This window comes from Priestia sp. FSL W8-0524 (assembly GCF_038005965.1).
Taxonomy (GTDB): domain Bacteria; phylum Bacillota; class Bacilli; order Bacillales; family Bacillaceae_H; genus Priestia; species Priestia zanthoxyli.
In genome coordinates this window covers 110,726-134,107 of the sequence record NZ_JBBOUG010000001.1, presented here as the reverse complement: position 1 = coordinate 134,107, position 23,382 = coordinate 110,726, and the positions used below count along the sequence as shown (strand labels likewise).

The 23,382-nt window shown below is 41.0% G+C and carries 22 protein-coding genes, 7 tRNA genes and 3 rRNA genes; 7 read left to right on the top strand and 25 right to left on the bottom strand.

Going from position 1 to position 23,382, the window contains the following annotated elements:
• The 11 genes from NST66_RS00675 to NST66_RS00625 form a co-directional block, all read right to left on the bottom strand.
• Positions 1-76: transfer RNA gene (locus NST66_RS00675), tRNA-Phe, on the bottom strand.
• 15 nt (positions 77-91) lie between these two features.
• Positions 92-167, bottom strand: a tRNA-Asp gene (locus tag NST66_RS00670).
• A gap of 3 nt (positions 168-170) precedes the next feature.
• A tRNA-Met gene (locus NST66_RS00665) sits at positions 171-247 on the bottom strand.
• Positions 248-258: 11 nt separating this feature from the next.
• A tRNA-Val gene (locus NST66_RS00660) sits at positions 259-334 on the bottom strand.
• Between the two features lie 23 nt (positions 335-357).
• A tRNA-Glu gene (locus tag NST66_RS00655) sits at positions 358-432 on the bottom strand.
• A gap of 21 nt (positions 433-453) precedes the next feature.
• Positions 454-545, bottom strand: a tRNA-Ser gene (locus NST66_RS00650).
• Positions 546-548: 3 nt separating this feature from the next.
• A tRNA-Asn gene (locus NST66_RS00645) sits at positions 549-623 on the bottom strand.
• A gap of 9 nt (positions 624-632) precedes the next feature.
• Positions 633-748, bottom strand: a 5S ribosomal RNA gene (gene rrf / locus NST66_RS00640).
• 111 nt (positions 749-859) lie between these two features.
• Positions 860-3,795: ribosomal RNA gene (locus tag NST66_RS00635) — 23S ribosomal RNA — on the bottom strand.
• A gap of 225 nt (positions 3,796-4,020) precedes the next feature.
• A 16S ribosomal RNA gene (locus tag NST66_RS00630) occupies positions 4,021-5,572 on the bottom strand.
• Together the 16S, 23S and 5S rRNA genes with 7 tRNA genes alongside form the textbook arrangement of a ribosomal RNA operon.
• Before the next feature lie 343 nt (positions 5,573-5,915).
• Entirely contained in the window at positions 5,916-6,782 is an 867-nt protein-coding gene (locus NST66_RS00625) for a nucleotidyltransferase-like protein (protein ID WP_013055174.1), read from the bottom strand.
• 222 nt (positions 6,783-7,004) lie between these two features.
• Between NST66_RS00625 and NST66_RS00620 the strand changes: the two genes are divergently transcribed.
• The gene (locus NST66_RS00620) at positions 7,005-7,364 is read left to right on the top strand and encodes a YgzB family protein (protein ID WP_014461817.1); all 360 of its coding nucleotides are present in this window, start codon (positions 7,005-7,007) and stop codon (positions 7,362-7,364) included.
• Positions 7,365-7,386: 22 nt separating this feature from the next.
• Here the strand turns inward: NST66_RS00620 and perR are convergent, their stop codons facing one another.
• The 6 genes from perR to NST66_RS00590 all read right to left on the bottom strand — a co-directional run bounded on the left by perR (position 7,387) and on the right by NST66_RS00590 (position 11,693).
• Complete coding sequence (gene perR, locus NST66_RS00615; RefSeq protein ID WP_013055172.1) at positions 7,387-7,821, bottom strand: peroxide-responsive transcriptional repressor PerR; 435 nt, start codon at positions 7,819-7,821, stop codon at positions 7,387-7,389.
• A gap of 254 nt (positions 7,822-8,075) precedes the next feature.
• Entirely contained in the window at positions 8,076-8,546 is a 471-nt protein-coding gene (gene bcp, locus NST66_RS00610) for a thioredoxin-dependent thiol peroxidase (protein WP_049162792.1), read from the bottom strand.
• A gap of 69 nt (positions 8,547-8,615) precedes the next feature.
• Entirely contained in the window at positions 8,616-9,008 is a 393-nt protein-coding gene (locus tag NST66_RS00605) for an ion channel (RefSeq protein ID WP_013081554.1), read from the bottom strand.
• Positions 9,009-9,100: 92 nt separating this feature from the next.
• Positions 9,101-9,886, bottom strand: coding sequence for an ABC transporter permease (locus NST66_RS00600; RefSeq protein WP_013055169.1), 786 nt, complete (start codon positions 9,884-9,886; stop codon positions 9,101-9,103).
• A 9-nt stretch (positions 9,887-9,895) separates the two neighbouring features.
• Entirely contained in the window at positions 9,896-10,687 is a 792-nt protein-coding gene (locus NST66_RS00595) for an ABC transporter permease (protein WP_013055168.1), read from the bottom strand.
• A complete protein-coding gene (locus NST66_RS00590) occupies positions 10,680-11,693 on the bottom strand; it encodes an ABC transporter ATP-binding protein (protein ID WP_047751720.1) in 1,014 nt (337 codons plus the stop codon). Before NST66_RS00590 ends, NST66_RS00595 begins: the two co-directional genes overlap by 8 nt.
• 202 nt (positions 11,694-11,895) lie before the next feature.
• Here NST66_RS00590 and NST66_RS00585 point away from each other — a divergent pair, with 202 nt between their 5' ends.
• Together NST66_RS00585 and NST66_RS00580 are read left to right on the top strand one after the other, a co-directional pair.
• Positions 11,896-13,194, top strand: coding sequence for a glutamate-1-semialdehyde 2,1-aminomutase (locus tag NST66_RS00585; RefSeq protein ID WP_028412426.1), 1,299 nt, complete (start codon positions 11,896-11,898; stop codon positions 13,192-13,194).
• A 327-nt stretch (positions 13,195-13,521) separates the two neighbouring features.
• Entirely contained in the window at positions 13,522-14,610 is a 1,089-nt protein-coding gene (locus tag NST66_RS00580) for an FUSC family protein (protein WP_013081550.1), read from the top strand.
• Between the two features lie 35 nt (positions 14,611-14,645).
• Here the strand turns inward: NST66_RS00580 and NST66_RS00575 are convergent, their stop codons facing one another.
• The 5 genes from NST66_RS00575 to fabL all read right to left on the bottom strand — a co-directional run bounded on the left by NST66_RS00575 (position 14,646) and on the right by fabL (position 18,889).
• Entirely contained in the window at positions 14,646-16,397 is a 1,752-nt protein-coding gene (locus tag NST66_RS00575) for an ABC transporter ATP-binding protein (protein ID WP_049162789.1), read from the bottom strand.
• A 169-nt stretch (positions 16,398-16,566) separates the two neighbouring features.
• Complete coding sequence (gene ntdP / locus NST66_RS00570) at positions 16,567-17,103, bottom strand: nucleoside tri-diphosphate phosphatase (protein ID WP_013055163.1); 537 nt, start codon at positions 17,101-17,103, stop codon at positions 16,567-16,569.
• 195 nt (positions 17,104-17,298) lie between these two features.
• Positions 17,299-17,559 (bottom strand): YgaB family protein, encoded by a 261-nt coding sequence (locus NST66_RS00565; protein WP_014461824.1) that lies wholly within the window; start codon positions 17,557-17,559, stop codon positions 17,299-17,301.
• Positions 17,560-17,748: 189 nt separating this feature from the next.
• The gene (locus NST66_RS00560; RefSeq protein ID WP_028412428.1) at positions 17,749-18,042 is read right to left on the bottom strand and encodes a gamma-type small acid-soluble spore protein; all 294 of its coding nucleotides are present in this window, start codon (positions 18,040-18,042) and stop codon (positions 17,749-17,751) included.
• 97 nt (positions 18,043-18,139) lie between these two features.
• Entirely contained in the window at positions 18,140-18,889 is a 750-nt protein-coding gene (fabL, locus tag NST66_RS00555) for an enoyl-[acyl-carrier-protein] reductase FabL (RefSeq protein WP_028412429.1), read from the bottom strand.
• A gap of 116 nt (positions 18,890-19,005) precedes the next feature.
• Here fabL and NST66_RS00550 point away from each other — a divergent pair, with 116 nt between their 5' ends.
• A complete protein-coding gene (locus tag NST66_RS00550; RefSeq protein ID WP_014461827.1) occupies positions 19,006-19,230 on the top strand; it encodes a hypothetical protein in 225 nt (74 codons plus the stop codon).
• 34 nt (positions 19,231-19,264) lie between these two features.
• Here the strand turns inward: NST66_RS00550 and mutY are convergent, their stop codons facing one another.
• The gene (gene mutY, locus NST66_RS00545; RefSeq protein WP_028412430.1) at positions 19,265-20,359 is read right to left on the bottom strand and encodes an A/G-specific adenine glycosylase; all 1,095 of its coding nucleotides are present in this window, start codon (positions 20,357-20,359) and stop codon (positions 19,265-19,267) included.
• Positions 20,360-20,601: 242 nt separating this feature from the next.
• Here mutY and NST66_RS00540 point away from each other — a divergent pair, with 242 nt between their 5' ends.
• Positions 20,602-21,582 (top strand): metal-dependent hydrolase, encoded by a 981-nt coding sequence (locus tag NST66_RS00540; RefSeq protein WP_028412431.1) that lies wholly within the window; start codon positions 20,602-20,604, stop codon positions 21,580-21,582.
• A 63-nt stretch (positions 21,583-21,645) separates the two neighbouring features.
• On the opposite strand, the gene NST66_RS00535 is transcribed toward NST66_RS00540, so the two are convergent.
• Positions 21,646-21,915 carry a YfhJ family protein gene (locus NST66_RS00535; RefSeq protein WP_028412432.1) on the bottom strand — a complete coding sequence of 90 codons (270 nt, stop codon included), beginning with the start codon at positions 21,913-21,915 and terminating at the stop codon, positions 21,646-21,648.
• A 135-nt stretch (positions 21,916-22,050) separates the two neighbouring features.
• On the opposite strand from NST66_RS00535, the gene NST66_RS00530 reads away from it, so the two are divergent.
• Positions 22,051-22,206, top strand: coding sequence for a small, acid-soluble spore protein K (locus NST66_RS00530; RefSeq protein WP_028412433.1), 156 nt, complete (start codon positions 22,051-22,053; stop codon positions 22,204-22,206).
• A gap of 84 nt (positions 22,207-22,290) precedes the next feature.
• Here NST66_RS00530 and NST66_RS00525 read toward each other — a convergent pair whose 3' ends face one another.
• Complete coding sequence (locus tag NST66_RS00525; protein ID WP_028412434.1) at positions 22,291-22,605, bottom strand: YfhH family protein; 315 nt, start codon at positions 22,603-22,605, stop codon at positions 22,291-22,293.
• An 82-nt stretch (positions 22,606-22,687) separates the two neighbouring features.
• Here NST66_RS00525 and NST66_RS00520 point away from each other — a divergent pair, with 82 nt between their 5' ends.
• Positions 22,688-23,341 (top strand): SDR family NAD(P)-dependent oxidoreductase, encoded by a 654-nt coding sequence (locus tag NST66_RS00520; protein WP_028412435.1) that lies wholly within the window; start codon positions 22,688-22,690, stop codon positions 23,339-23,341.
• Positions 23,342-23,382: the final 41 nt, after the last annotated feature.

Here is a 23,382-nt window from a genome sequence, read left to right as displayed (position 1 = left end):
TGGTGGCTCGGGACGGAATCGAACCGCCGACACAAGGATTTTCAGTCCTTTGCTCTACCAACTGAGCTACCGAGCCTTATTAAATTCAAAATGGCGGTCCCGACGGGAATCGAACCCGCGATCTCCTGCGTGACAGGCAGGCATGTTAACCGCTACACCACGGGACCACTTGGTTGCGGGGACAGGATTTGAACCTGCGACCTTCGGGTTATGAGCCCGACGAGCTACCGAACTGCTCCACCCCGCGATGATAATATATGGTGGAGGATGACGGGATCGAACCGCCGACCCCCTGCTTGTAAGGCAGGTGCTCTCCCAGCTGAGCTAATCCTCCACTATTATGTAGATAAAAATAAATGGTGACCCGTACGGGATTCGAACCCGTGTTACCGCCGTGAAAGGGCGGTGTCTTAACCGCTTGACCAACGGGCCACTGTGCTAATTAAATAAAAATGGCGGAGAGCAAGGGATTTGAACCCTTGAGACAGCGTTAACCGCCTACACGATTTCCAATCGTGCTCCTTCGGCCACTCGGACAGCTCTCCAAATGGCTCCACAGGTAGGACTCGAACCTACGACCGATCGGTTAACAGCCGATAGCTCTACCACTGAGCTACTGTGGAATAATAACAGCCTGGCAACGTCCTACTCTCACAGGGACAAAGTCCCAACTACCATTGGCGCTAAAGAGCTTAACTTCCGTGTTCGGTATGGGAACGGGTGTGACCTCTTCGCTATCGCCACCAGACATATTATATTATACATGATTTAAAAAAGAAAGCAAGACTTTTTTTGAAAAAGTTTTGTTCTTTCAAAACTAGATAACAGGTTGCTGAGTAAAGCTTACGCTTTTAAAAGTTTGGTTAAGTCCTCGATCGATTAGTATCAGTCAGCTACACATGTCGCCACGCTTCCACCTCTGACCTATCAACCTGATCATCTTTCAGGGATCTTACTAGCTTGCGCTATGGGAAATCTCATCTTGAGGGGGGCTTCATGCTTAGATGCTTTCAGCACTTATCCCGTCCACACATAGCTACCCAGCGATGCCTTTGGCAAGACAACTGGTACACCAGCGGTGTGTCCATCCCGGTCCTCTCGTACTAAGGACAGCTCCTCTCAAATTTCCTACGCCCACGACGGATAGGGACCGAACTGTCTCACGACGTTCTGAACCCAGCTCGCGTACCGCTTTAATGGGCGAACAGCCCAACCCTTGGGACCGACTACAGCCCCAGGATGCGATGAGCCGACATCGAGGTGCCAAACCTCCCCGTCGATGTGGACTCTTGGGGGAGATAAGCCTGTTATCCCCGGGGTAGCTTTTATCCGTTGAGCGATGGCCCTTCCATGCGGAACCACCGGATCACTAAGCCCGACTTTCGTCCCTGCTCGACTTGTAGGTCTCGCAGTCAAGCTCCCTTGTGCCTTTACACTCTACGAATGATTTCCAACCATTCTGAGGGAACCTTTGGGCGCCTCCGTTACATTTTAGGAGGCGACCGCCCCAGTCAAACTGCCCACCTGACACTGTCTCCCGGCCCGATCAGGGCCGCGGGTTAGAATTTCAATACAGCCAGGGTAGTATCCCACCGACGCCTCCACCGAAGCTAGCGCTCCGGCTTCTCAGGCTCCTACCTATCCTGTACAAGCTGTACCAAAATTCAATATCAGGCTACAGTAAAGCTCCACGGGGTCTTTCCGTCCTGTCGCGGGTAACCTGCATCTTCACAGGTACTATAATTTCACCGAGTCTCTCGTTGAGACAGTGCCCAGATCGTTACGCCTTTCGTGCGGGTCGGAACTTACCCGACAAGGAATTTCGCTACCTTAGGACCGTTATAGTTACGGCCGCCGTTTACTGGGGCTTCGATTCAGAGCTTCTCCCAAAGGATAACCCCTCCTCTTAACCTTCCAGCACCGGGCAGGCGTCAGCCCCTATACTTCGCCTTGCGGCTTCGCAGAGACCTGTGTTTTTGCTAAACAGTCGCCTGGGCCTATTCACTGCGGCTCTCTCGGGCTATACACCCTACCAGAGCACCCCTTCTCCCGAAGTTACGGGGTCATTTTGCCGAGTTCCTTAACGAGAGTTCTCTCGATCACCTTAGGATTCTCTCCTCGCCTACCTGTGTCGGTTTGCGGTACGGGCACCTCCCGCCTCGCTAGAGGCTTTTCTTGGCAGTGTGGAATCAGGAACTTCGGTACTATAATTCCCTCGTCATCACAGCTCAGCCTTTATGATGAGCGGATTTGCCTACTCATCAGCCTAACTGCTTGAACGCGCATATCCAGCAGCGCGCTTACCCTATCCTACTGCGTCCCCCCATTACTCAAACGGCGGGGAGGTGGTACAGGAATATCAACCTGTTGGCCATCGCCTACGCTTTTCAGCCTCGGCTTAGGTCCCGACTAACCCTGAGCGGACGAGCCTTCCTCAGGAAACCTTAGGCATTCGGTGGACAAGATTCTCACTTGTCTTTCGCTACTCATACCGGCATTCTCACTTCTAAGCGCTCCACCAGTCCTTACGGTCTGACTTCGCTGCACTTAGAACGCTCTCCTACCACTGACATCAAAGATGTCAATCCACAGCTTCGGTGATACGTTTAGCCCCGGTACATTTTCGGCGCAGAGTCACTCGACCAGTGAGCTATTACGCACTCTTTAAATGGTGGCTGCTTCTAAGCCAACATCCTGGTTGTCTAAGCAACTCCACATCCTTTTCCACTTAACGTATACTTGGGGACCTTAGCTGGTGGTCTGGGCTGTTTCCCTTTTGACTACGGATCTTATCACTCGCAGTCTGACTCCCATGGATAAGTCTTTGGCATTCGGAGTTTGACTGAATTCGGTAACCCGTTGGGGGCCCCTAGTCCAATCAGTGCTCTACCTCCAAGACTCTCACAACATGAGGCTAGCCCTAAAGCTATTTCGGAGAGAACCAGCTATCTCCAGGTTCGATTGGAATTTCTCCGCTACCCACACCTCATCCCCGCACTTTTCAACGTGCGTGGGTTCGGGCCTCCATTCAGTGTTACCTGAACTTCACCCTGGACATGGGTAGATCACCTGGTTTCGGGTCTACAACCACATACTAAACGCCCTATTCAGACTCGCTTTCGCTACGGCTCCGCCTTATCAGCTTAACCTTGCATGGGATCGTAACTCGCCGGTTCATTCTACAAAAGGCACGCCATCACCCATTAACGGGCTCTGACTACTTGTAGGCACACGGTTTCAGGATCTCTTTCACTCCCCTTCCGGGGTGCTTTTCACCTTTCCCTCACGGTACTGGTTCACTATCGGTCACTAGGTAGTATTTAGCCTTGGGAGATGGTCCTCCCAGCTTCCGACGGAATTTCACGTGTTCCGCCGTACTCAGGATCCACTCAAGAGGGAACGAAGTTTCAACTACAGGGTTGTTACCTTCTTCGACGGACCTTTCCAGGTCGCTTCATTTACTTCGTTCCTTTGTAACTCCGTATAGAGTGTCCTACAACCCCAAGAGGCAAGCCTCTTGGTTTGGGCTAATTCCGTTTCGCTCGCCGCTACTCAGGAAATCGCATTTGCTTTCTCTTCCTCCGGGTACTTAGATGTTTCAGTTCCCCGGGTCTGCCTTCAATATCCTATGTATTCAGATAAAGATACTGTTCCATTACGAACAGTGGGTTTCCCCATTCGGAAATCTCCGGATCAAAGCTCACTTACAGCTCCCCGAAGCATATCGGTGTTAGTCCCGTCCTTCATCGGCTCCTAGTGCCAAGGCATTCACCGTGCGCCCTTTCTAACTTAACCATTAGCGAATAAATGGTACAACATAAAGTTGTGTTATTTATTGGTTTGATTAAAGAAAAGTTTCACTTTTCCTCAGCAATTACTGTTATCTAGTTTTCAAAGAACAATCGCAACCAAAATTCTTCTTATCTAATAAGAAGAAAGTAGTGTGCTTTCTATAATTGAGAGATTGAACTCTCAAAACTGAACAAAGTGTCAAAACGTACGTCATGTAAAAATCCTTAGAAAGGAGGTGATCCAGCCGCACCTTCCGATACGGCTACCTTGTTACGACTTCACCCCAATCATCTGTCCCACCTTAGGCGGCTAGCTCCTTACGGTTACTCCACCGACTTCGGGTGTTACAAACTCTCGTGGTGTGACGGGCGGTGTGTACAAGGCCCGGGAACGTATTCACCGCGGCATGCTGATCCGCGATTACTAGCGATTCCAGCTTCATGTAGGCGAGTTGCAGCCTACAATCCGAACTGAGAATGGTTTTATGGGATTGGCTTGACCTCGCGGTCTTGCAGCCCTTTGTACCATCCATTGTAGCACGTGTGTAGCCCAGGTCATAAGGGGCATGATGATTTGACGTCATCCCCACCTTCCTCCGGTTTGTCACCGGCAGTCACCTTAGAGTGCCCAACTAAATGCTGGCAACTAAGATCAAGGGTTGCGCTCGTTGCGGGACTTAACCCAACATCTCACGACACGAGCTGACGACAACCATGCACCACCTGTCACTCTGTCCCCCGAAGGGGAACGCTCTATCTCTAGAGTTGTCAGAGGATGTCAAGACCTGGTAAGGTTCTTCGCGTTGCTTCGAATTAAACCACATGCTCCACCGCTTGTGCGGGCCCCCGTCAATTCCTTTGAGTTTCAGTCTTGCGACCGTACTCCCCAGGCGGAGTGCTTAATGCGTTAGCTGCAGCACTAAAGGGCGGAAACCCTCTAACACTTAGCACTCATCGTTTACGGCGTGGACTACCAGGGTATCTAATCCTGTTTGCTCCCCACGCTTTCGCGCCTCAGCGTCAGTTACAGACCAAAAAGCCGCCTTCGCCACTGGTGTTCCTCCACATCTCTACGCATTTCACCGCTACACGTGGAATTCCGCTTTTCTCTTCTGCACTCAAGTTCCCCAGTTTCCAATGACCCTCCACGGTTGAGCCGTGGGCTTTCACATCAGACTTAAGAAACCGCCTGCGCGCGCTTTACGCCCAATAATTCCGGATAACGCTTGCCACCTACGTATTACCGCGGCTGCTGGCACGTAGTTAGCCGTGGCTTTCTGGTTAGGTACCGTCAAGGTACAAGCAGTTACTCTTGTACTTGTTCTTCCCTAACAACAGAGTTTTACGACCCGAAAGCCTTCATCACTCACGCGGCGTTGCTCCGTCAGACTTTCGTCCATTGCGGAAGATTCCCTACTGCTGCCTCCCGTAGGAGTCTGGGCCGTGTCTCAGTCCCAGTGTGGCCGATCACCCTCTCAGGTCGGCTATGCATCGTTGCCTTGGTGAGCCGTTACCTCACCAACTAGCTAATGCACCGCGGGCCCATCTGTAAGTGATAGCCGAAACCATCTTTCAATCATCTCCCATGAAGGAGAAGATCCTATCCGGTATTAGCTTCGGTTTCCCGAAGTTATCCCAGTCTTACAGGCAGGTTGCCCACGTGTTACTCACCCGTCCGCCGCTAACGTCATAGAAGCAAGCTTCTAATCAGTTCGCTCGACTTGCATGTATTAGGCACGCCGCCAGCGTTCATCCTGAGCCAGGATCAAACTCTCCGAAGAAATGTTTGACTTGCTCATTTTAAAAAATAAAAATTAACGTTGACGTTTGTCGCTTTGTTCAGTTTTCAAAGTTCAACCGCCGCTCTTAAGCGACTTTTTAATCTTACCAGTTTATCTCTTTCTTGTCAACAACTTTTTTAAGAAGTTTTTTCAAGTTTTTGATAAATTTAGTATCGCTCATCAGCGACGTATATAAATTTACCACGGATATTTTAAAGCGTCAATAGATTTTTTAAAATAAATCGTGTTTTTTTAGAAAAACCTTTTATCCAGGCTATAAAATCATGTGTCAGGGCATCTATACGTCATAACCATACCGTATCAGATACCCTTTCTCTCTCTATCATTTCGCCACATAGTGTCTATGGTACAGACTCTTTCCTTTGGTTTCTACTTTTTTTACCATAATGATATCTTTTTCAATTAAAAACTCAAGGAGTATTCCTAAGTCAATAGCATAAGGGCGTATTTCGGGATGATGAACAAGTTCATTAAACGTCCATTCCTGCTTTTCACTTTTCATAATATGAACAAGATGCTTCGCACCCAATTCAGTTTTTTTATTGACTAGAAATTCACTTGCTAAGAAAAGCAGCTCCAAACGCTTGCTAACCTCTTCTTGGCTAATAATTAGCTCTTCGTAAAGACGATGAATTTCAGGTTCTATTTTTTTCACTTGGTTCCACACTGTCACTTCTGGGTGAAATCCATTTTCCAACACAGACAGTCGTGCTAAATGATGAAGAGCATGAATGACATGATTGAATGCATCTAAATAATGATTAGACGCATAAAAGTCTTTTCCTTCTTTAAATCGGCGAATCAACTTAGCAAACTCGACACCTATTCTCTTTGTCCGATCTTCTCTAGGGAAATCAATTAAGCGTTTCTTTAAGTTTTCCATATATTCGTTTCGATCAAATAGCACTTTACCATTTAAGATCCAATCAATAATACGGCGGTTCGTCCCATTCATAATCCATTCACTCATTTGCTGTTCAGAAGCCATATAAAGTGCAGCACGCTCATTTTCATATTCGTATTGTTTAATAAAAAGAGAAGTTTCTGTGGTTTTGGTCACAATAAATAAGATAGCATCCAAATTATCCGTCACTGGAGATTCTGATTTCTTTTTTTCAATCAGTAAAATACCGAGTGTGTCTTTATTGCTAGCTCTTTCTTGATATATTGGCCGTAAAACATCTTCCATTTTGAGCTCTCCTAACTGTAATAGACAAATATTTTTCAAAATTTTAAAGGCTATGGACTAAGATTTCTTTTTTTATTATATACGATGTATAACGGATATCCCACTCAGAATTATGGAAATCATTCAGAAAGCTCAAAAACTACGGATAATTTTCCGAAGATTCAATTTTTATTACTATTCACTGTCTCACTCTATGATATATTGGTAACAGGGGGGATACTGATGGGGATAAAGTATTCAAATAAAATTAACAAGATTCGCACGTTTGCACTCAGCCTGATCTTTGTTGGTTTCATTGTTATGTATGGGGGAATTTTCTTTCGGTCTTCAGTCTGGCTAATGACTATTTTTATGCTTTTAGGTTTACTGTGCATCGTAGCTAGTACCGGCGTTTATTTCTGGATTGGCATGCTTTCTACAAAAGCAGTTCAAGTAACCTGCCCTACATGTCAAAAGCAAACCAAAATGCTAGGGCGCGTAGATATGTGTATGTATTGCAACGAGCCGCTTACGCTTGACCGGTCTCTTGAAGGAAAACAATTCGATGAAAAGTATAATAGAAAAAAACAAAAAGAAAGCTGATAGTATCACTACTATCAGCTTATTAATGCGCTTTTTTAGCCGTACAATCAGGACACGTTCCGTAAATTTCCATTCGGTGGTGACTAATATCAAAGTCAGTAATATGAGCAGCCAGCTTTTCTACTTCGTCTAAACCAGGATAATGAAAATCCACAATTTTTCCGCAGCTTTCGCAAATCACATGGTAATGCTCTGTTGTAACATAATCGAACCGGCTTGATGCATCACCGTATGTTAGTTCCTTTACAATACCCACTTCGCGAAATACTCTTAAATTATTGTAAACGGTTGCTACACTCATATTTGGAAACTTACCTTCCAGCGCTTTATAAATATCATCTGCTGTTGGGTGTGTCATAGAATTGATTAAATACTCTAAAATAGCATGACGTTGTGGTGTAATACGAACGCCAGTACCTTTTAACGTTTCAAGGGCTTCTTGTAAATGATTTGACACGTCATGCACCCCTCTTCTATAAGTATTATTACTTTATAATTCTTATAATTAGTCTACATGTTTTACCCACGTTTTGTCAACTTGATGCCTATTCCTATTTTATGTAATAAGTAGAAATTATTCATATATGTTATGCAAAAAAAGAAGTGTGGAAATCAATCCACACTTTTAAATATATTAACATCTGAGGAGGTATGCCCTACACTGATATTGTATGTTCAAAGACTAAAACTGCTCTAGTTATCTGCCTGTTTTTATGCCATTTTTTCTTTAATAAATGATAAAGCTTCTTCCACATGCCCTTTTACTCGAACCTTGCGATACTCTTTTACGAGCGTTCCTTCTTTATCAATGATAAAAGTGGAGCGTTCAATGCCCATATATTCTTTTCCAAAGTTTTTTTTCAGTTTCCATACTCCATACTCTTCAGCTACGCTGTGATCTTCGTCAGCTAAAAGCAAGAATGGAAGACCGTGCTTATCAATAAACTTATGGTGTTTGTCGATTGGATCCGGGCTCACTCCTAGAATCACCGCATCTAGCTCTTCAAAATTTTCATGCTGATCTCTGAAATCACAAGCTTCCGTTGTACAGCCTGGCGTCATATCTTTCGGATAAAAATACAGCACAACGTTTTTTCCTTCCATCGAAGCGAGTGATACTTGCTCTCCATTTGTAGACATTAATACAAAATCGGGTGCTTTTTCTCCAACTACAGCTGTCATATTTATCTGCTCCTTTACGCTTTTCATTTTCTTTGAATAGCGTACCCAATATTAGATAAGATGACAAGTTTAAGTGCGGGTAACAGTTCGCATCACAAAGATTGCAGGCATAATGTAGCCGATAAACGCTTCAAAAGTTGCAAATAATTTCCCAATTCCAACCGGATACATATCTCCGTATCCTACTGAAAATAACGTCGCTGCGCTGAAATACATGCTGTTAAACAGCGTATAAAAGTAATGACCTTCATGTTCAAACCCTCCGCTTAACACTGGAATACTTCCCATCTCACACACTGTATAAATAAGGCTAAACCCCAATAAAACTGTGATATATGAATAAAACAAGACAAAGAAATGACCAATTGAGAAAAAATGAAATTCTCCAAGTTCTTTTTCAAAAAGAAACTTCATACTACCGATTACAAAAACAATGATAACGAGGATTAGAAAAATAACCATCATTCTACTCCTTTAATTTATACTCTACTACCACTATACGCGCATCCTTGTCCATTCATTACTACTCAGAAGCCACGAAAAAGAGCAGGCATTTAATTGCCTGCTCCTCTGTATTTTTTGACACCTGTATTCCATAAGAAAATAGAGATTACAAAAAAGACGATTCCCATCACCGGGGTTAAAAATGCATATCCGTACCATTCTGACCTTCCTAAGAAATAAGCAGCTGGATATACGCCTACAAATGCAAAAGGAAGAATCCACGTTAAAACATATCGGATGACATTGTTATAAATATCTACAGGATACCTTCCGTAGTTTCCAATATTATAAATAGTAGGCATAATAGAGGTTCTGGCATCCGACCAGAAGCCTATGCTTGCTAAGGCGATGAAAATTCCTGCGTATACAAGCGCTCCTCCTAAAATAAACAATAGAAAAATAAAAACATCATACCACTGGAAATGAAGGTGTAAAGAAGACGCAGCGTAAGCCATTACGGCAATCCCTGTGATACCACCAAACAATGATTCCAGTTCCATCCGCTCTAAAATAACTTGAAACAAACTGTGAATCGGCCGCGTTAAAATTCGGTCCATTTCACCTTTGACAATGTAGCGCTCGTTGAAATCCCAAATGTTAAAGAAAGACGAAAAAATAGCAAAAGGGACCAAAAAGAAACCATAAATAAAGATAATTTCCTCTCGTGACCATCCGTGCAGCGACTGAGTATGGCCAAATACAACTAAAATAAAAATCAAATTAACTGTTTGAAACAATAAGTCTGAAATGATTTCAACTACCATATCGGTGCGATACTGAAGCCTTGTTTTCATATATTGACTAATGTACTGAAAGAAAATCGAAAAATAAAACATTTTCATAGACTACCCTCCTTGAATAACCATTTTTTTCTTCGCTATGTTCCACAAACACGCAATAGGAATAAATAGAAGCCCTGACCAAACTGCTTGTGTAATAAGAGCATTTATTACTTCCTGCCCTTTAAATCCATTTGTGAAAATCATGCTCGGAATATAACTAATGGCCTGAAAAGGGAAATAGCTCATAATATGTTGCGCCCATAAAGGATAGAAACTGATGGGCAGAAGAAGTCCTGAAAACAAATCAATAACAACGCGCTTCGCTCGAATGAGTCCGTCATTGTTAAAGAGAAAGAAAGTCGTAATACCCGTTAATAAATTAATTTGTGTATTAATAATGAAACTAAAAATTAAAGACAGTCCAAAATAAAGCCATGTTGCGGCATTGGCTGAAAACTGTACTGGAAATAAAAACGCGACAATAATCATACCGGGCACTGAGAAAAACAGCAGCCGAAAAATCCCTTCTCCCAGTCCTTGCATTGTTTTCATACCAAGGTAGCTATAAGGCTTAATTAACTCTACTGCCACCTTGCCATCTTTAATTTCCATTGCCATTTCACGGTCAATGTTATTAAAATAAAAGGCTCTTGCCATCCATGAAACGGCTACATACGTTGTCATTTGGGTAATGGATAACCCTTGAATATTCTCTTTTCCTCCATAAATAGCGGACCATAAAAAGTAGTAAGCACCAATATTAATCGCATAAATCAATATTCCGCTGTAATAATTCGTCCGATACGCCAGCATCATTAAAAAGCGAATGCGTATCATCTCTATATATTTATCCATTCACAACACCTTCTTCATAAATGTTGCGGATGATTTCTTCCGTTGAAATTTCTTCAATGTTAATATCACTGATTTCGTGCTTTGCCACCACTTTAGCAATCAGCTGTGACATTAAGTCTCCTTTATTTTGAAGCTGCGCTGTCCACAAATATTTTTGATCACCTTCAATCCAGTTAACGGGCATCCCTTGCGTCAATAGCTTCAACTGCTCTTTATTTGGCGCGGTTCCAAATTCAAACGTGACTTGTTTAAGGTCTCCCCAATTCGAACGCAGCTTTTGCAGTGATCCGTCATAAATAATACTGCCTTCATCGAGCATTACAACGCGTTCACATAAAGCTTCAATATCTGCTAAATCATGTGTCGTAAGCAAAATCGTCGTATTATATTTTTCATTAATTTCTTTTAAAAATTGGCGGATTTTTAATTTAACCAGCACATCTAAACCGATCGTCGGTTCATCTAAAAATAGAAGCGGCGGATTATGAATAAGAGCAGCAGCCAGCTCACAGCGCATTCTTTGACCTAGAGAAAGCTTTCGCACCGGCTTATCTAGCAGCGGTCCAATATCTAACGTTTGAATAACATGTTCCATATGAGCGTTATAATCTTCATCTGACACTTTGTATACTTTTTTTAACAAGCGAAAAGATTCTTGTACGGCAATATCCCACCACAGCTGAGAGCGTTGACCAAAAACAACTCCAATCGTTTGGGCAAACTTCTCCCTTTCTTTATGAGGGTTCATTCCATTTACGGTAATCTCGCCTGAAGTAGGAGTTAAGATTCCTGTCAGCATTTTGATTGTGGTCGATTTCCCCGCTCCGTTTTCTCCTATATAACCTACCATTTCCCCTTGTTTTACGGTAAACGAAATATCATTCACAGCTTTCATAACTCTATAATTACGGGTAAATAAATCCCGGAATGCCCCTTTAAGGCCAGAGCGGCTAGAATAGGCTTTAAATTCTTTCCGAAGTTGATTCACCTCAATAGCATTTTTCATTGTATTCCCTCCGTTACGTCGACGTATTAGTGGTTTCTTTTATTGTTTCCGGCGCCCTTGCTAGCAACTCCTCTGCGAGATGAGGAACTATTTTCTAGCAGTTAGCTCACAAATTTCTATCATACACGTTCTCGAATGTTTTTCAAGAAACAAATAAGTTTGATAGAATAAAGAAGTTGAACTTTTCATTAGGAGGCATAACATGCAATTTACAAAATCAGAACAATTACACGCTGAAGCGCTCGAACATATTGTAGGCGGCGTTAACAGCCCTTCACGTTCATATAAAGCCGTAGGAGGCGGAGCACCTGTTGCAATGGAAAAGGCAAGCGGAGCTTATTTCTGGGACGTCGATGGAAATAAATATATTGATTATTTAGCAGCTTACGGCCCTATTATTACAGGACACGCTCATCCTCATATCACGAAAGCTATTACAAAAGCAGCTGAAACTGGTGTTCTTTACGGTACGCCCACTGCTCATGAAGTCACATTTGCTAAAATGCTCAAAGAAGCGATGCCCGCATTAGATAAAGTGCGCTTCGTCAACTCTGGAACAGAAGCAGTTATGACAACAATCCGTGTAGCACGCGCTTATACTGGACGCGATAAAATCATTAAATTTGCAGGTTGCTATCACGGCCATTCCGACCTTGTATTGGTAGCAGCTGGATCTGGCCCTTCTACGCTCGGAACTCCTGACTCTGCAGGTGTACCAAAAAGTATCGCTAATGAAGTCATCACAGTTCCTTTTAACGATATTGAGCCTTACAAGGAAGCATTAGAAAAATGGGGCGATCAAATTGCAGCTGTTTTAGTAGAACCAATCGTTGGAAACTTCGGAATTGTTGAGCCAGAACCTGGCTTTTTAGAACAAGTTAACGAATTAACTCACGAAGCTGGAGCACTTGTTATTTATGATGAAGTTATTACAGCATTTCGCTTTATGTACGGCGGAGCTCAAGATTTACTTGGTGTAAAACCTGATCTGACTGCATTTGGAAAAATCATCGGCGGAGGTCTTCCAATCGGAGCCTACGGCGGTAAAAAAGAAATCATGGAAAAAGTGGCGCCGCTTGGACCGGCTTATCAAGCAGGTACAATGGCAGGAAACCCAGCGTCTATTCTTTCTGGGATTGCTTGCCTGGAAGTACTAAAGCAAGAAGGTGTTTATGAACAGCTAGATAAGCTAGGGGCGATGCTCGAAGAAGGTATTTTAAAACATGCTCGTACATATAACATGCCTATTACGATCAATCGATTAAAAGGCGCTCTTACTCTCTACTTTACAACAGAAACGGTTAAAAACTATGAACAAGCAGAAAATACAGACGGCGAATTATTCGCACGCTTCTTTAAACTAATGCTCCACCAAGGCGTCAACTTAGCTCCTTCGAAATATGAAGCATGGTTCCTTACTACAGCTCATACAGAAAAAGATATTACCGACACTTTAGAAGCTGTAGAAAAAGCATTTAAACAGTTAAGTGAAGAACGCTAATTTTTACTCTAAAGCACTCGTTTGAAAATGAGTGCTTTTTTATCTTGCCTTCGGGTTTCCTTATAGAACATTCCCACCTTTCATAACCATTTCTTACGCGTCATCTCCTTTTTGTCATCCTGTCGAAAAATCCCGAGAAATACCCTTATTTTTCTGCTTGTTTTCTCTTGATATCCATTCTTAAACCTTGTATAGTATGTTATTGTTTATATTATTTCCAACAGGTTATGTAATAAAGAAGGATTGATTTTTGCAATTTATCATTTGTTTTGGGGAACATTCTTCATAACGAAAAAACTTTTTTACAGAAAGGAACTACGAACGCACATGAAACTTGGTGCCCGCATCTTAAAAACGGGAATTGCCATTACACTTTCATTGTTATTAGGTGAATTTCTAAGTTTACCATCTCCAATATTTGCGGCAATTGCGGCAGTTTTTGCAATTCAACCGTCTATTTACAGATCTTATTTAACGATATTGGAGCAAATACAGGCGAATGTGATTGGAGCTGCTTCTGCAGTTTGTTTTGGACTTATTTTTGGTACCCATCCCATCATTATTGGTTTTACCGCTGTTGTTGTCATTGCAGTCAACTTAAAATTACGTATTAATAATACAATTGGGCTTGCGCTTGTGACAGTAATTGCAATCATGGAAAATCCAGGAGATAATTTCGTTGAATATGCACTTATACGCTTTGGTACAGTGTTACTTGGGGTATTCTCAGCATTTATTGTCAATCTTATTTTTATTCCGCCAAAGTATGAAACAAGATTGTATTATAAAATTGTAAGCACAACGGAAGAAATTATTAAATGGATTCGCATGAATCTTTATCACGCATCTGAGCACACATTGTTAAAAGAAGACATTGAAAAAATGAAAGACAATGTGGCTAAAATGAATCAAATCTTTGATTTTTACAAAGAAGAACGCACTTATTCAACCAAAAAACGTTTTGTTAAGTCACGCAAGCTCGTTTTATTTCGTCAAATGATTACCGTAACAACACGAGCTCTTACAACCTTGAAACTACTTCACCGAGTGGAAAATGATCTTCAAGTCATGCCGCAGCAATTTCAAGATTTAATCAAATCTGAAGTTGAGTGCCTGTTAATGTATCATGAGCAAGTATTATTAAAATTCATTGGGAAATTACGCGTACAGCCAACCACTACTGTACCAAACGAAGCCTGCGTTGGAAAACGAGCTTTAATCGATAAATTTATGCAGTACAAAATATACGATAATGATGAAGAGAATAAGGTTATTTATCATATCTTCCCTTTAATTTCTGTCATCATTGAGTATAGTGAAGAGTTAGAGCATCTTGATAAGCTGATTGATACGTTCCAAAACTATCACAAGGATGCTAACTCATTTGATATTAATCATCAGCGACAAGAAGATTAAAAACACCACCTATTGTTAGACAATAGGTGGTGTTTTTAAATTGTATCAAGCTGCTGAACGTTAAAGAGCTGATAGTAATGACCTTTTTTCTTAATTAACTCCTCATGAGAACCTCGTTCGACTACTCTTCCATTTTCTAAAAGTACAATTTCATCAACATGAGTAATTGTAGATAAACGGTGGGCTACAATGAAAGTCGTACGGTCTTTTGCTAGTTCAGCTAATGCTTCTTGAATATAGTGCTCACTTTCCAAATCTAGAGCTGAAGTGGCTTCATCAAAAATAAGAATAGCTGGATTTTTTAAAAATACGCGCGAAATGGAAATACGCTGCTTCTGTCCCCCTGATAGCTTCATTCCCCGCTCTCCCACTTTTGTATCATATCCTTCGGGCAAATTCATAATAAAATCGTGGGCATTTGCGGCTTTTGCCGCAGCAATTACTTCTTCATCTGTCGCTCCTGGCTTTCCAAGCAGTATATTGTTTTTAACCGTGTCACTAAACAACACCGTATCCTGCAGGACGATTCCAATCTTATCTCGCAGGCTGCGTACTTTATAGGTTTTGATATCAATGTCATCAATGAGAATTTTCCCCTCTGTCACATCATAAAAGCGCGGAATTAAGCTGATAAGCGTGGATTTCCCTCCTCCGCTCATTCCAACAAACGCAACGGATTTTCCTTTTTCTACATCTAAATTAATATCATGAATCACAGGTTTTTCTTCTTCTTCATAAGCAAATGAAACGTGCTCAAACTGCACCTTTCCATGAAGCTCAGTACATTCTTTTGCATCTTTCTTGTCTGTAATATCGTATTCTTCATCAATGAACTCAAACACCCGGTCCATAGATGCAACAGACTGCGTGAGCGTAGTCGATGAATTGACCAAGCGGCGAAGCGGATTATACAAGCGGTCAATATAGGCCACAAATGCTACCATCGTTCCTACGCTAAGACTTTCTGTGATGACTTGATATCCAGCAAATGTAATCACGATTAAAGGTGCCAAATCGGTAATGGTGTTCACTACTGCAAATGTTTTGGCATTCCAATTCGTATGATTGATTGCTTTTTGTAGAAAATTTGAATTTTGCTTATCAAATTGTTTCTGCTCATGAGGCTCAATAGCAAAGCTGCGAATAACAGAGATTCCTTGAACCCTTTCATGCAAGTGACCCTGTACTTCGGCTAAAGCCTGCGAACGGACTCGCGTTAAATGGCGCAGACGACTGTAAAAATATTTTACAGAGAACGCATAAACCGGCAGCAAAATAATCGATACCAGTGTTAAAGGTACATTCATCGTAAACATAATCAAAATGGCTATTACAATCGTCATCATATCAAGCCATACGTTCATTAAGCCTGTGATAACAAAGTTTTTTGTTTGCTCTACATCATTAATGACTCGTGAAATCACTTCACCCGCTCGCGTGTTTGCATAGTAACGCAAGCTAAGCTTTTGAATATGGCTAAACAGCTGATCCCGAATATCATATAATACTTTGCTCGATACCCACTGAGCATAATACTGCCTGTAATATTCAATGGGAGGTCTTAACACTAAAAATATAACAAACGAAATCCCCATAATCGTCACCATTTTATGAACTTTTTCAGAGGAAGACATGCCATGTCCATTTACGATATCGTCCAAAACATATTTCAAAAGCAGCGGAATTAATAAAGGAATAGCAAATTTAATAATACCAATTAAGACAGTGCCGACAATTTGCCATTTGTATGGCTGTACAAACTTCATGTAGCGTCTTATACTTCCCATAAAATCTCCCCTTTCTATCTATGAGGGCAAGCTTCCTTAGTATATGTACACGCGTCGATTTTTTAGTGCTTTTATCTCTTCTAAAAGATGGCGACCATAACGCCAAAAAGAACATTATATCAAACAGTCAGCTTTAGACGGCCTAACATAATGTTCTCTAGCTCATTCATCAAGAATGCCGATATGTTAAAAAACGTTCATACCAAATGTCAATGAAATCTGGAGCAAACGGGCCTTTTCGCTGTCGAATCCAACCTTTTAACTCCTCGACGTGATTATGTAAAATACGGTCAATCACTTCTGGATAATTCATTTCTTTTCGATGCTTCTCATATTCATCTTCATCAAGAAGGGTGTATGTCATATCTGGATAGACTTTAATATCTAAATCATAATCAATATATTTGAGCGCTTCATTGTCATCATAAATGAACGGCGAACTGATATTGCAGTAATAATAAATTCCATCTTCACGGATCATCCCAATAACGTTAAACCACTGCTGAGCATGAAAATAACAAATTGCCGGCTCTCTTGTGACCCATGTTCGTCCATCTGATTCTGTAACGACTGTACGATCATTTCCTCCAATCACTAAGTTATTGGTTGCTTTTAATACGGTTGTCCGATCCCACACGCGATGAATATGTCCATTATGCTTGTAGCTGTGTATTTGAATTGTTTCTCCTTCCACCGGAATTCCCATCTCCAATACCTACTTTCATTTTAGCACTTAAAAAAATTCATATAACGTCTCCATTTGTCTTATGTTTATTATAACGGTTTCTCTCTCATTTTAACACAAATGTGCTAACCTTCTTGAGTTCAAAAAAGTCACTCCCCCTACTTTTCCTTTGCTTAGCAGCCTTAAAAAAGAGAGGAAGTGACACATCAATGTTCATTAAGCAAGTGTAGAGCAAGCCCCTTCACTTTTATATGTACGAATAATGTCTTCGGTTTGTGCTTCAAACGTCAATTGAATCTCTTTTAATTTTAGCTTCATTTCACTAATTTCATCTTGCACAGAATGAAGTTTTGCTTCTTCATGAAGTTTTACTAGTTCACCTTCGATTTCCTGACAGCGCTCAATCTCAGACTGCAAAAACAGAAGTTGATCCATGGTCTCCAATTGTTGAGTCACTAGCTGATCAAATTTTTTCATACGATAGCTCCTCCCTATTTGCTTTAACCATACACGCGGCACTTCTGTTAACATTCTGTTTAGGTGAGACAGATTCCTTTGACGAGTTGTGTAAAGTTTCAAGAAGTTTTGTCATACTTTGTTGCTTTTTATATAAGAAAAAGCGAACTTAACATCGCCGTTTGAAAGACGTTAAGTTCGCTTTTGATATTAACCTTGGTATTTACCAGCGTTTTGGTTTTTCTTTGCTTCAGCTTGTGCGTTTTGTTGTCTCACTTCTTGAGCACTTGTTTCGCTAGCAAATTCAGTACCGAAGTTGTTTTTAGATGCTTGAGCATTTTGGCTTTTGTTTGCCGCTGCTTGTGCATTTTGTTGCTTCACTTCTTGTACATTTGTTTCGCTACCAAATTCAGTACCGAAGTTGTTTTTAGATGCTTGAGCATTTTGGTTTTTCACGTGTTGTGTGCTTGTACCAGATGCTGTTTTGTTAGTTTGTTTTGCCATTGTAATCACCTCCACGAAAATTAATATGCCCGGGAGGTAAATAGGGTATGCAAACTTTTTTCAGTATTTTAAAGCGCAAGCACAAAATACATTTACCTTACATTAAAAGTGAACGCCCTCCGTCAATAATAAGCGTTTGACCGCAAATCATATTTGCTTGATCGGAGACTAAGAACATCACTGCATCTACCATGTCTTTTGGCTCCACCATACGACCAGCTGGAGTATGTTTGCGCGCATCATCTAACAGTTCATCACGATTTGGGAAGTGCTTTAATGCTTCTGTATCCACAGCACCTCCAGATACAGCATTTACCACAATATTTTTTGGAGCAAGCTCTACTGCTAAATAGCGGGTCAATGCTTCTACAGCAGCTTTTGACACGCCTACTGTTGTATAATTTTCCAAATAGCGAATAGAACCGAGCGAACTGATGGTAACAATCTTTCCTCCGCCTACTTTTTCCATACGTTTAGCCGCTTCTTGTGCACAGAATAAATATCCTTTGCTATTGATGTCCATTGTCCAATTCCAGTGAGTTTCTTCTAATTCCATAATAGGACGTAAAACTCCTGAAGCTGCATTACTTACAAATACGTCTAAGCGACCGAATGCGTCATCAATTTGCTCAAACATTTCTTTAATTTTCTCTACTTTTCCTACGTTTGCTTTAACAACTAATGCTTCTCTGCCTAATGCTTTGATTTCTTCGGCTACTTCCTGCGCTGCACTTTTGCTTCGTGCATAGTTTAATACAATATCGTATCCTTCTTTAGCAAGACGTAAGGCAATCTCTTTACCAATACCTCTGCTGCTTCCCGTAACTAGTGCTACCTTTTGTGACATGATGTCATCTCCCTTATGTATCATATTATCTTTACATTGTACTGATTTTATCGCATAAGAAACAAGTAATATAGGGAAAATAGATAAAACTTGATAAAATGAACGAGGTGAATAGAATGTATGTAGGTCGAGACATGACGGCTCTTTCAATGATTTCTAAAAGCGAGTGGAAAGACAGCGAGCTTGCGTTTTTCCATCACTCTTTACAGCAAATGACGCCGTATTTAAATGCTGAAGGACAAAGTATTCATCAGCAAATTATTAAAGAAATTGAAGCACGAGGCGGGTTACAGCGCCACGAAGCAGATTATACACACGGCACGCACGTATCATATGATTAAATAAAAAGAAGCGCGGAGTTTATCCACGCTTCTTTTATTTAACAAGCAAATATTCTTTTAAGATTTTTTGATGGGAAACCGGAAATGCATATTGTTCTAAGTCTTTTTCAGAAACTACTTTCAAATTTTTTAATGCACTGATATCACTTGCAAGCTCTGCTTCATATACTGTGATGTTCCAGACGATATGAGAAAACACGTGCTGAATTGTGGTAAACGGCGCATGAATTTTAATATCAGCTCCGTACTCGTTTTGAATAAATGCCTGAAGCTGCTGATGATCTGGCGCTATACTAAGATCTACTTCTATATTTGGAAATTCCCATAGATTAGCTAAAAGTCCTTTGCTTGGACGCTTATGAATTAGATAATTTCCTTCACCGTCTTTAATCACCGCTGCAGCAAGCTGAAGAGCACGCGGCGCTTTTTTCTTTGATTTAACGGGAAGCTCATTCTGCACTCCTTCTTCAAAAGCGCGGCAGTGTTCGCGAACTGGACATAACAAACAGGAAGGAGAAGTTGGTGTACAGACAATGGCACCAAGTTCCATCATACCTTGATTGAAATAGGAAGGATTATCTGTTGAAATAATTTCATGCACGATTTCTTCAAACAACTTTCTTGTTTTCGGTTTTGCAATATCATCCCAAACGGATAAAATGCGCGATAGCACACGCATGACATTTCCATCTACAGCAGGCTGCGGCACTCCGTATGCAATACTTAAAATGGCCCCTGTTGTATAAGGACCCACTCCTTTTAGTTTGGAGATTTCTGCTGGCGTATTTGGAACTTCTCCCCCGTATTGTTCGTGAACTTCTCGAACCGCAGTTTGCAAATTACGGGCACGAGAATAATAGCCTAATCCTTCCCACGCTTTTAACACATCATCTTCATTCGCATAAGCTAAGTCTTTGATAGTGGGAAATTTGCTAATAAAATTATTAAAATAAGGAATGACCGTATCTACTCTCGTTTGTTGAAGCATAATTTCAGATACCCACACCTTATAAGGATCCTGATCTTGACGCCAAGGTAAAATGCGCTGTTCCTGCTCAAACCAAGAGATTAAGTCATTTTGAAATGCTTGAATATCAAAATTTTGTACAATATCTTTACTTTGTTTCACGTCATAGCCTCCGAGGTATTAACTATACATATACAATGTGTTGCTTTTTGAATCTTAGTAACTTTATGATAACCTTATAACAACTACAAATATGAATAGTAAAATGAATTGTTCAAATAATGAATAAAAACAGCCGATTTGCTGCGTTAATAATAAAATGAGATTTTTTGCTTTAAATCAAGCTTTCATGCTGAATTAGAATAATCTAAGATCGTCATCATCTTACAAAGGAGGAGTTCGCTCTGGATACTGGTACACACATTGCAATGGGAATCGCTCTGGGCGGCCTTGCAACATTAGACCCCACTGTATCTGCGAATACAGCCACAATGGATGCTGTGATGATTGGCGTAATGGCCGGGTCATTAGCACCTGATTTAGACACTGTTTTAAAGCTGCGAAATAATGCACAGTATATCCGCAATCACCGTGGAATTACACATTCTATCCCGGCTGTTATTTTATGGCCTTTGCTTATCGTGTTCATTCTTTCGCTTCTGCTGCCAGGAGCTAACTTGCTGCACCTATGGATGTGGACCTTTGCAGGCGTCATTATTCACGTTTTTGTTGATATCTTTAACGCTTATGGCACGCAGGCTTTACGGCCTTTCACAAATAAATGGATTGCTCTTGGCGTAATCAACACGTTTGATTACGTGATTTTCTCAGCCCACGTGCTCGCAATTTTAATCTGGTTTATTGGAGCAGAGCCAGGACCAACATTCATTACGCTATATGTGTTATTGGCGTTTTACTATGGACTGCGCTTTTATATGCGCCACCAAATCGCCAAAAAGCTTCGAAAACAGTTTCCTGATGTTATCAAGCTCAATATCTCTCCTACGCTGCGTTTCACTCACTGGCACTTAGCCGTGACGACTGAAAAGTACTTTCATGTAGGAAGAGCAATCGGAGAAGAAATTTTTATTTATGATACGTTTGATAAAGTTCCAATTCCTGAATCGGCCGTAATTGAAGTAGCGAAAAAAGATGAAAATTTATCTGCTTTTCTTTCCTTTTCACCTATTTATAGATGGGAACTGGACGAATATAACGACCACATTGAAGTGCGCTTTATTGATTTACGCTACCGCAGCAAAGACTACTATCCATTTGTAGCCGTGGTCCAGCTTGATTACGATTTAAATATTATTTGTTCGTACACTGGTTGGATTTTCAGTGAGAAAAAATTGCGTAAAAAGCTTGATTACCTCCCGCACTAATCATAACAAGAACAAATATGAAACCCAAAAACGAACCGTCTTGAGAAGACGGTTCGTTTTTATTTAATGTTTTAAATAGTCATCGTTATTTAATAAATGCTGATATTTAGGGTTTTTAACCGCGATTTCATGAAGTTTGTCACCGTAGCTGTTGATGTACATCGTAACAACCTTTTCCGTCGCTTCTTTCCCTTTATAATCATATCCTGCTTTTGCGTAAGATGACTCAAAATCTTCCCAGAAAAGTTCGACCCATGTACGGGCTTGAGCGTATGAAAGCGAACTATTTTTGCTTAATAGCTGATTCGTTAATCTTTCGAATATATCGTTCATAAGAACACCTCGATTACCAAAATTCTTTATGAGTATGTTTGCACTTTTAACTTACACTATAAATGCGGAGTTATTCACTCCCTCATGTACTATATCATAACCGCAACGCTTTCTGTTGTAAAAGGAGAGGTATCGATGCGCAATAAAGCAAAAGATTTTACAAACCAACATCATACTAAGTTTGAAGGCGAACCTCGAGCAAAAGCAGAATACGCTTCAAAACGTGCAAATGGAACGATCAATACGCATCCGCAAGAACGTATGCATGCTTCTAATGAGCGCGAAGAATAACCGCTTGCTTTGCTTATTTGTTTAAAAGTAAAGCGAATATAGATATCAAACAAGCAGCACACTTCGTGCTGCTTGTTCGTCCCTTTATTTTTTCAACATGGAAATAGGCAATGCCTCTTCGTTTTGCGGTGAGCCAAGTCTAAACCCCCATGCAAAAACTCCGTTCATATAATCAATTTTAAAATATGAACCCGGATCTCCTTGAATTTCATATACTTCCCCTGCTTGAAACGTTTCAGGATCCAATAAGTACGATCTAGCCATTGTTACTTTTCTTTCTAATACTGCATACTCATTGACCATGCCAAGCTGTTCAGCTTTTCGTGCTTTTTCTTGAAGAGACCCAATTTCTTGTTGAAGTTCATACGTCGTCATATCACTGTAACGTTTTTCAGACATGCTGTTTTCCCCCTTGTTTGCTTTCATTTTATTATAACAAAAGGTATAACTAAAGGGAGACTATGAAAAGGGAGTTTTGGGAATGAAAACAGTGCTAATCACAGGCGGTGCGACGGGTCTTGGAAAAGAACTCGCAAAACTTTACGCAAAAGACTGCAACGTCATTCTAGCTGGACGCAATCAACAGAAATTAACTGAGGCGCAGCATGAGCTAGGAGAAAACGTATATACGATGTCTGTAGATATTACACAGTATGAAGAAGTAGGAAAATCTGTAGAAAAACTGCTGATGCAGCATTCAGTAGATATCCTTATCAACAACGCAGGCATTGGACATTTTGGTCCTTTGACAGATTATACAAAACAAGCAATCGATGAAGTCATCGATACAAATGTAAAAGGAACTATTTTTCTAACGCAAGCGCTTATGCCTCATCTCTTGACGAGACCTGAACCTAAAGTTATGAATATCATTTCAACTGCAGGACTTCGAGGGAAAGCCAATGAAAGCGTCTATGTGGCAAGTAAATTTGGCGTAAGGGGATTTACAGAAAGTTTAAAAGTGGAGTACCAAGATACCAACCTTCATGTGACGGCAGCTTATATGGGAGGCATGAATACTCCTTTTTGGGATCACAACAACCACATTAAAGATAAAAGCCGCTTGCGCTCAGCTTCAGAAATCGCTGAGATTATTTATAAACAGCAGAATGACTCAGAAGATATTTTGTTTTAAAAAGATTGAAGCATCACAATAAAAAAATCCGAACGAGTTGG

What these genes read in the sequence shown, in the direction of transcription:
- NST66_RS00625 (WP_013055174.1), bottom strand. Translation starts at nt 6,782, where the DNA reads ATGGAAGATGTTTTACGGCCAATATATCAAGAAAGAGCTAGCAATAAA.
- NST66_RS00620 (WP_014461817.1), top strand. Translation starts at nt 7,005, where the DNA reads ATGGGGATAAAGTATTCAAATAAAATTAACAAGATTCGCACGTTTGCA.
- bcp (WP_049162792.1), bottom strand. Translation starts at nt 8,546, where the DNA reads ATGACAGCTGTAGTTGGAGAAAAAGCACCCGATTTTGTATTAATGTCT.
- NST66_RS00605 (WP_013081554.1), bottom strand. Translation starts at nt 9,008, where the DNA reads ATGGTTATTTTTCTAATCCTCGTTATCATTGTTTTTGTAATCGGTAGT.
- NST66_RS00600 (WP_013055169.1), bottom strand. Translation starts at nt 9,886, where the DNA reads ATGTTTTATTTTTCGATTTTCTTTCAGTACATTAGTCAATATATGAAA.
- NST66_RS00595 (WP_013055168.1), bottom strand. Translation starts at nt 10,687, where the DNA reads ATGGATAAATATATAGAGATGATACGCATTCGCTTTTTAATGATGCTG.
- NST66_RS00590 (WP_047751720.1), bottom strand. Translation starts at nt 11,693, where the DNA reads ATGAAAAATGCTATTGAGGTGAATCAACTTCGGAAAGAATTTAAAGCC.
- NST66_RS00585 (WP_028412426.1), top strand. Translation starts at nt 11,896, where the DNA reads ATGCAATTTACAAAATCAGAACAATTACACGCTGAAGCGCTCGAACAT.
- NST66_RS00580 (WP_013081550.1), top strand. Translation starts at nt 13,522, where the DNA reads ATGAAACTTGGTGCCCGCATCTTAAAAACGGGAATTGCCATTACACTT.
- NST66_RS00575 (WP_049162789.1), bottom strand. Translation starts at nt 16,397, where the DNA reads ATGGGAAGTATAAGACGCTACATGAAGTTTGTACAGCCATACAAATGG.
- ntdP (WP_013055163.1), bottom strand. Translation starts at nt 17,103, where the DNA reads ATGGGAATTCCGGTGGAAGGAGAAACAATTCAAATACACAGCTACAAG.
- NST66_RS00565 (WP_014461824.1), bottom strand. Translation starts at nt 17,559, where the DNA reads ATGAAAAAATTTGATCAGCTAGTGACTCAACAATTGGAGACCATGGAT.
- NST66_RS00560 (WP_028412428.1), bottom strand. Translation starts at nt 18,042, where the DNA reads ATGGCAAAACAAACTAACAAAACAGCATCTGGTACAAGCACACAACAC.
- fabL (WP_028412429.1), bottom strand. Translation starts at nt 18,889, where the DNA reads ATGTCACAAAAGGTAGCACTAGTTACGGGAAGCAGCAGAGGTATTGGT.
- NST66_RS00550 (WP_014461827.1), top strand. Translation starts at nt 19,006, where the DNA reads ATGTATGTAGGTCGAGACATGACGGCTCTTTCAATGATTTCTAAAAGC.
- NST66_RS00535 (WP_028412432.1), bottom strand. Translation starts at nt 21,915, where the DNA reads ATGAACGATATATTCGAAAGATTAACGAATCAGCTATTAAGCAAAAAT.
- NST66_RS00530 (WP_028412433.1), top strand. Translation starts at nt 22,051, where the DNA reads ATGCGCAATAAAGCAAAAGATTTTACAAACCAACATCATACTAAGTTT.
- NST66_RS00525 (WP_028412434.1), bottom strand. Translation starts at nt 22,605, where the DNA reads ATGTCTGAAAAACGTTACAGTGATATGACGACGTATGAACTTCAACAA.
- NST66_RS00520 (WP_028412435.1), top strand. Translation starts at nt 22,688, where the DNA reads ATGAAAACAGTGCTAATCACAGGCGGTGCGACGGGTCTTGGAAAAGAA.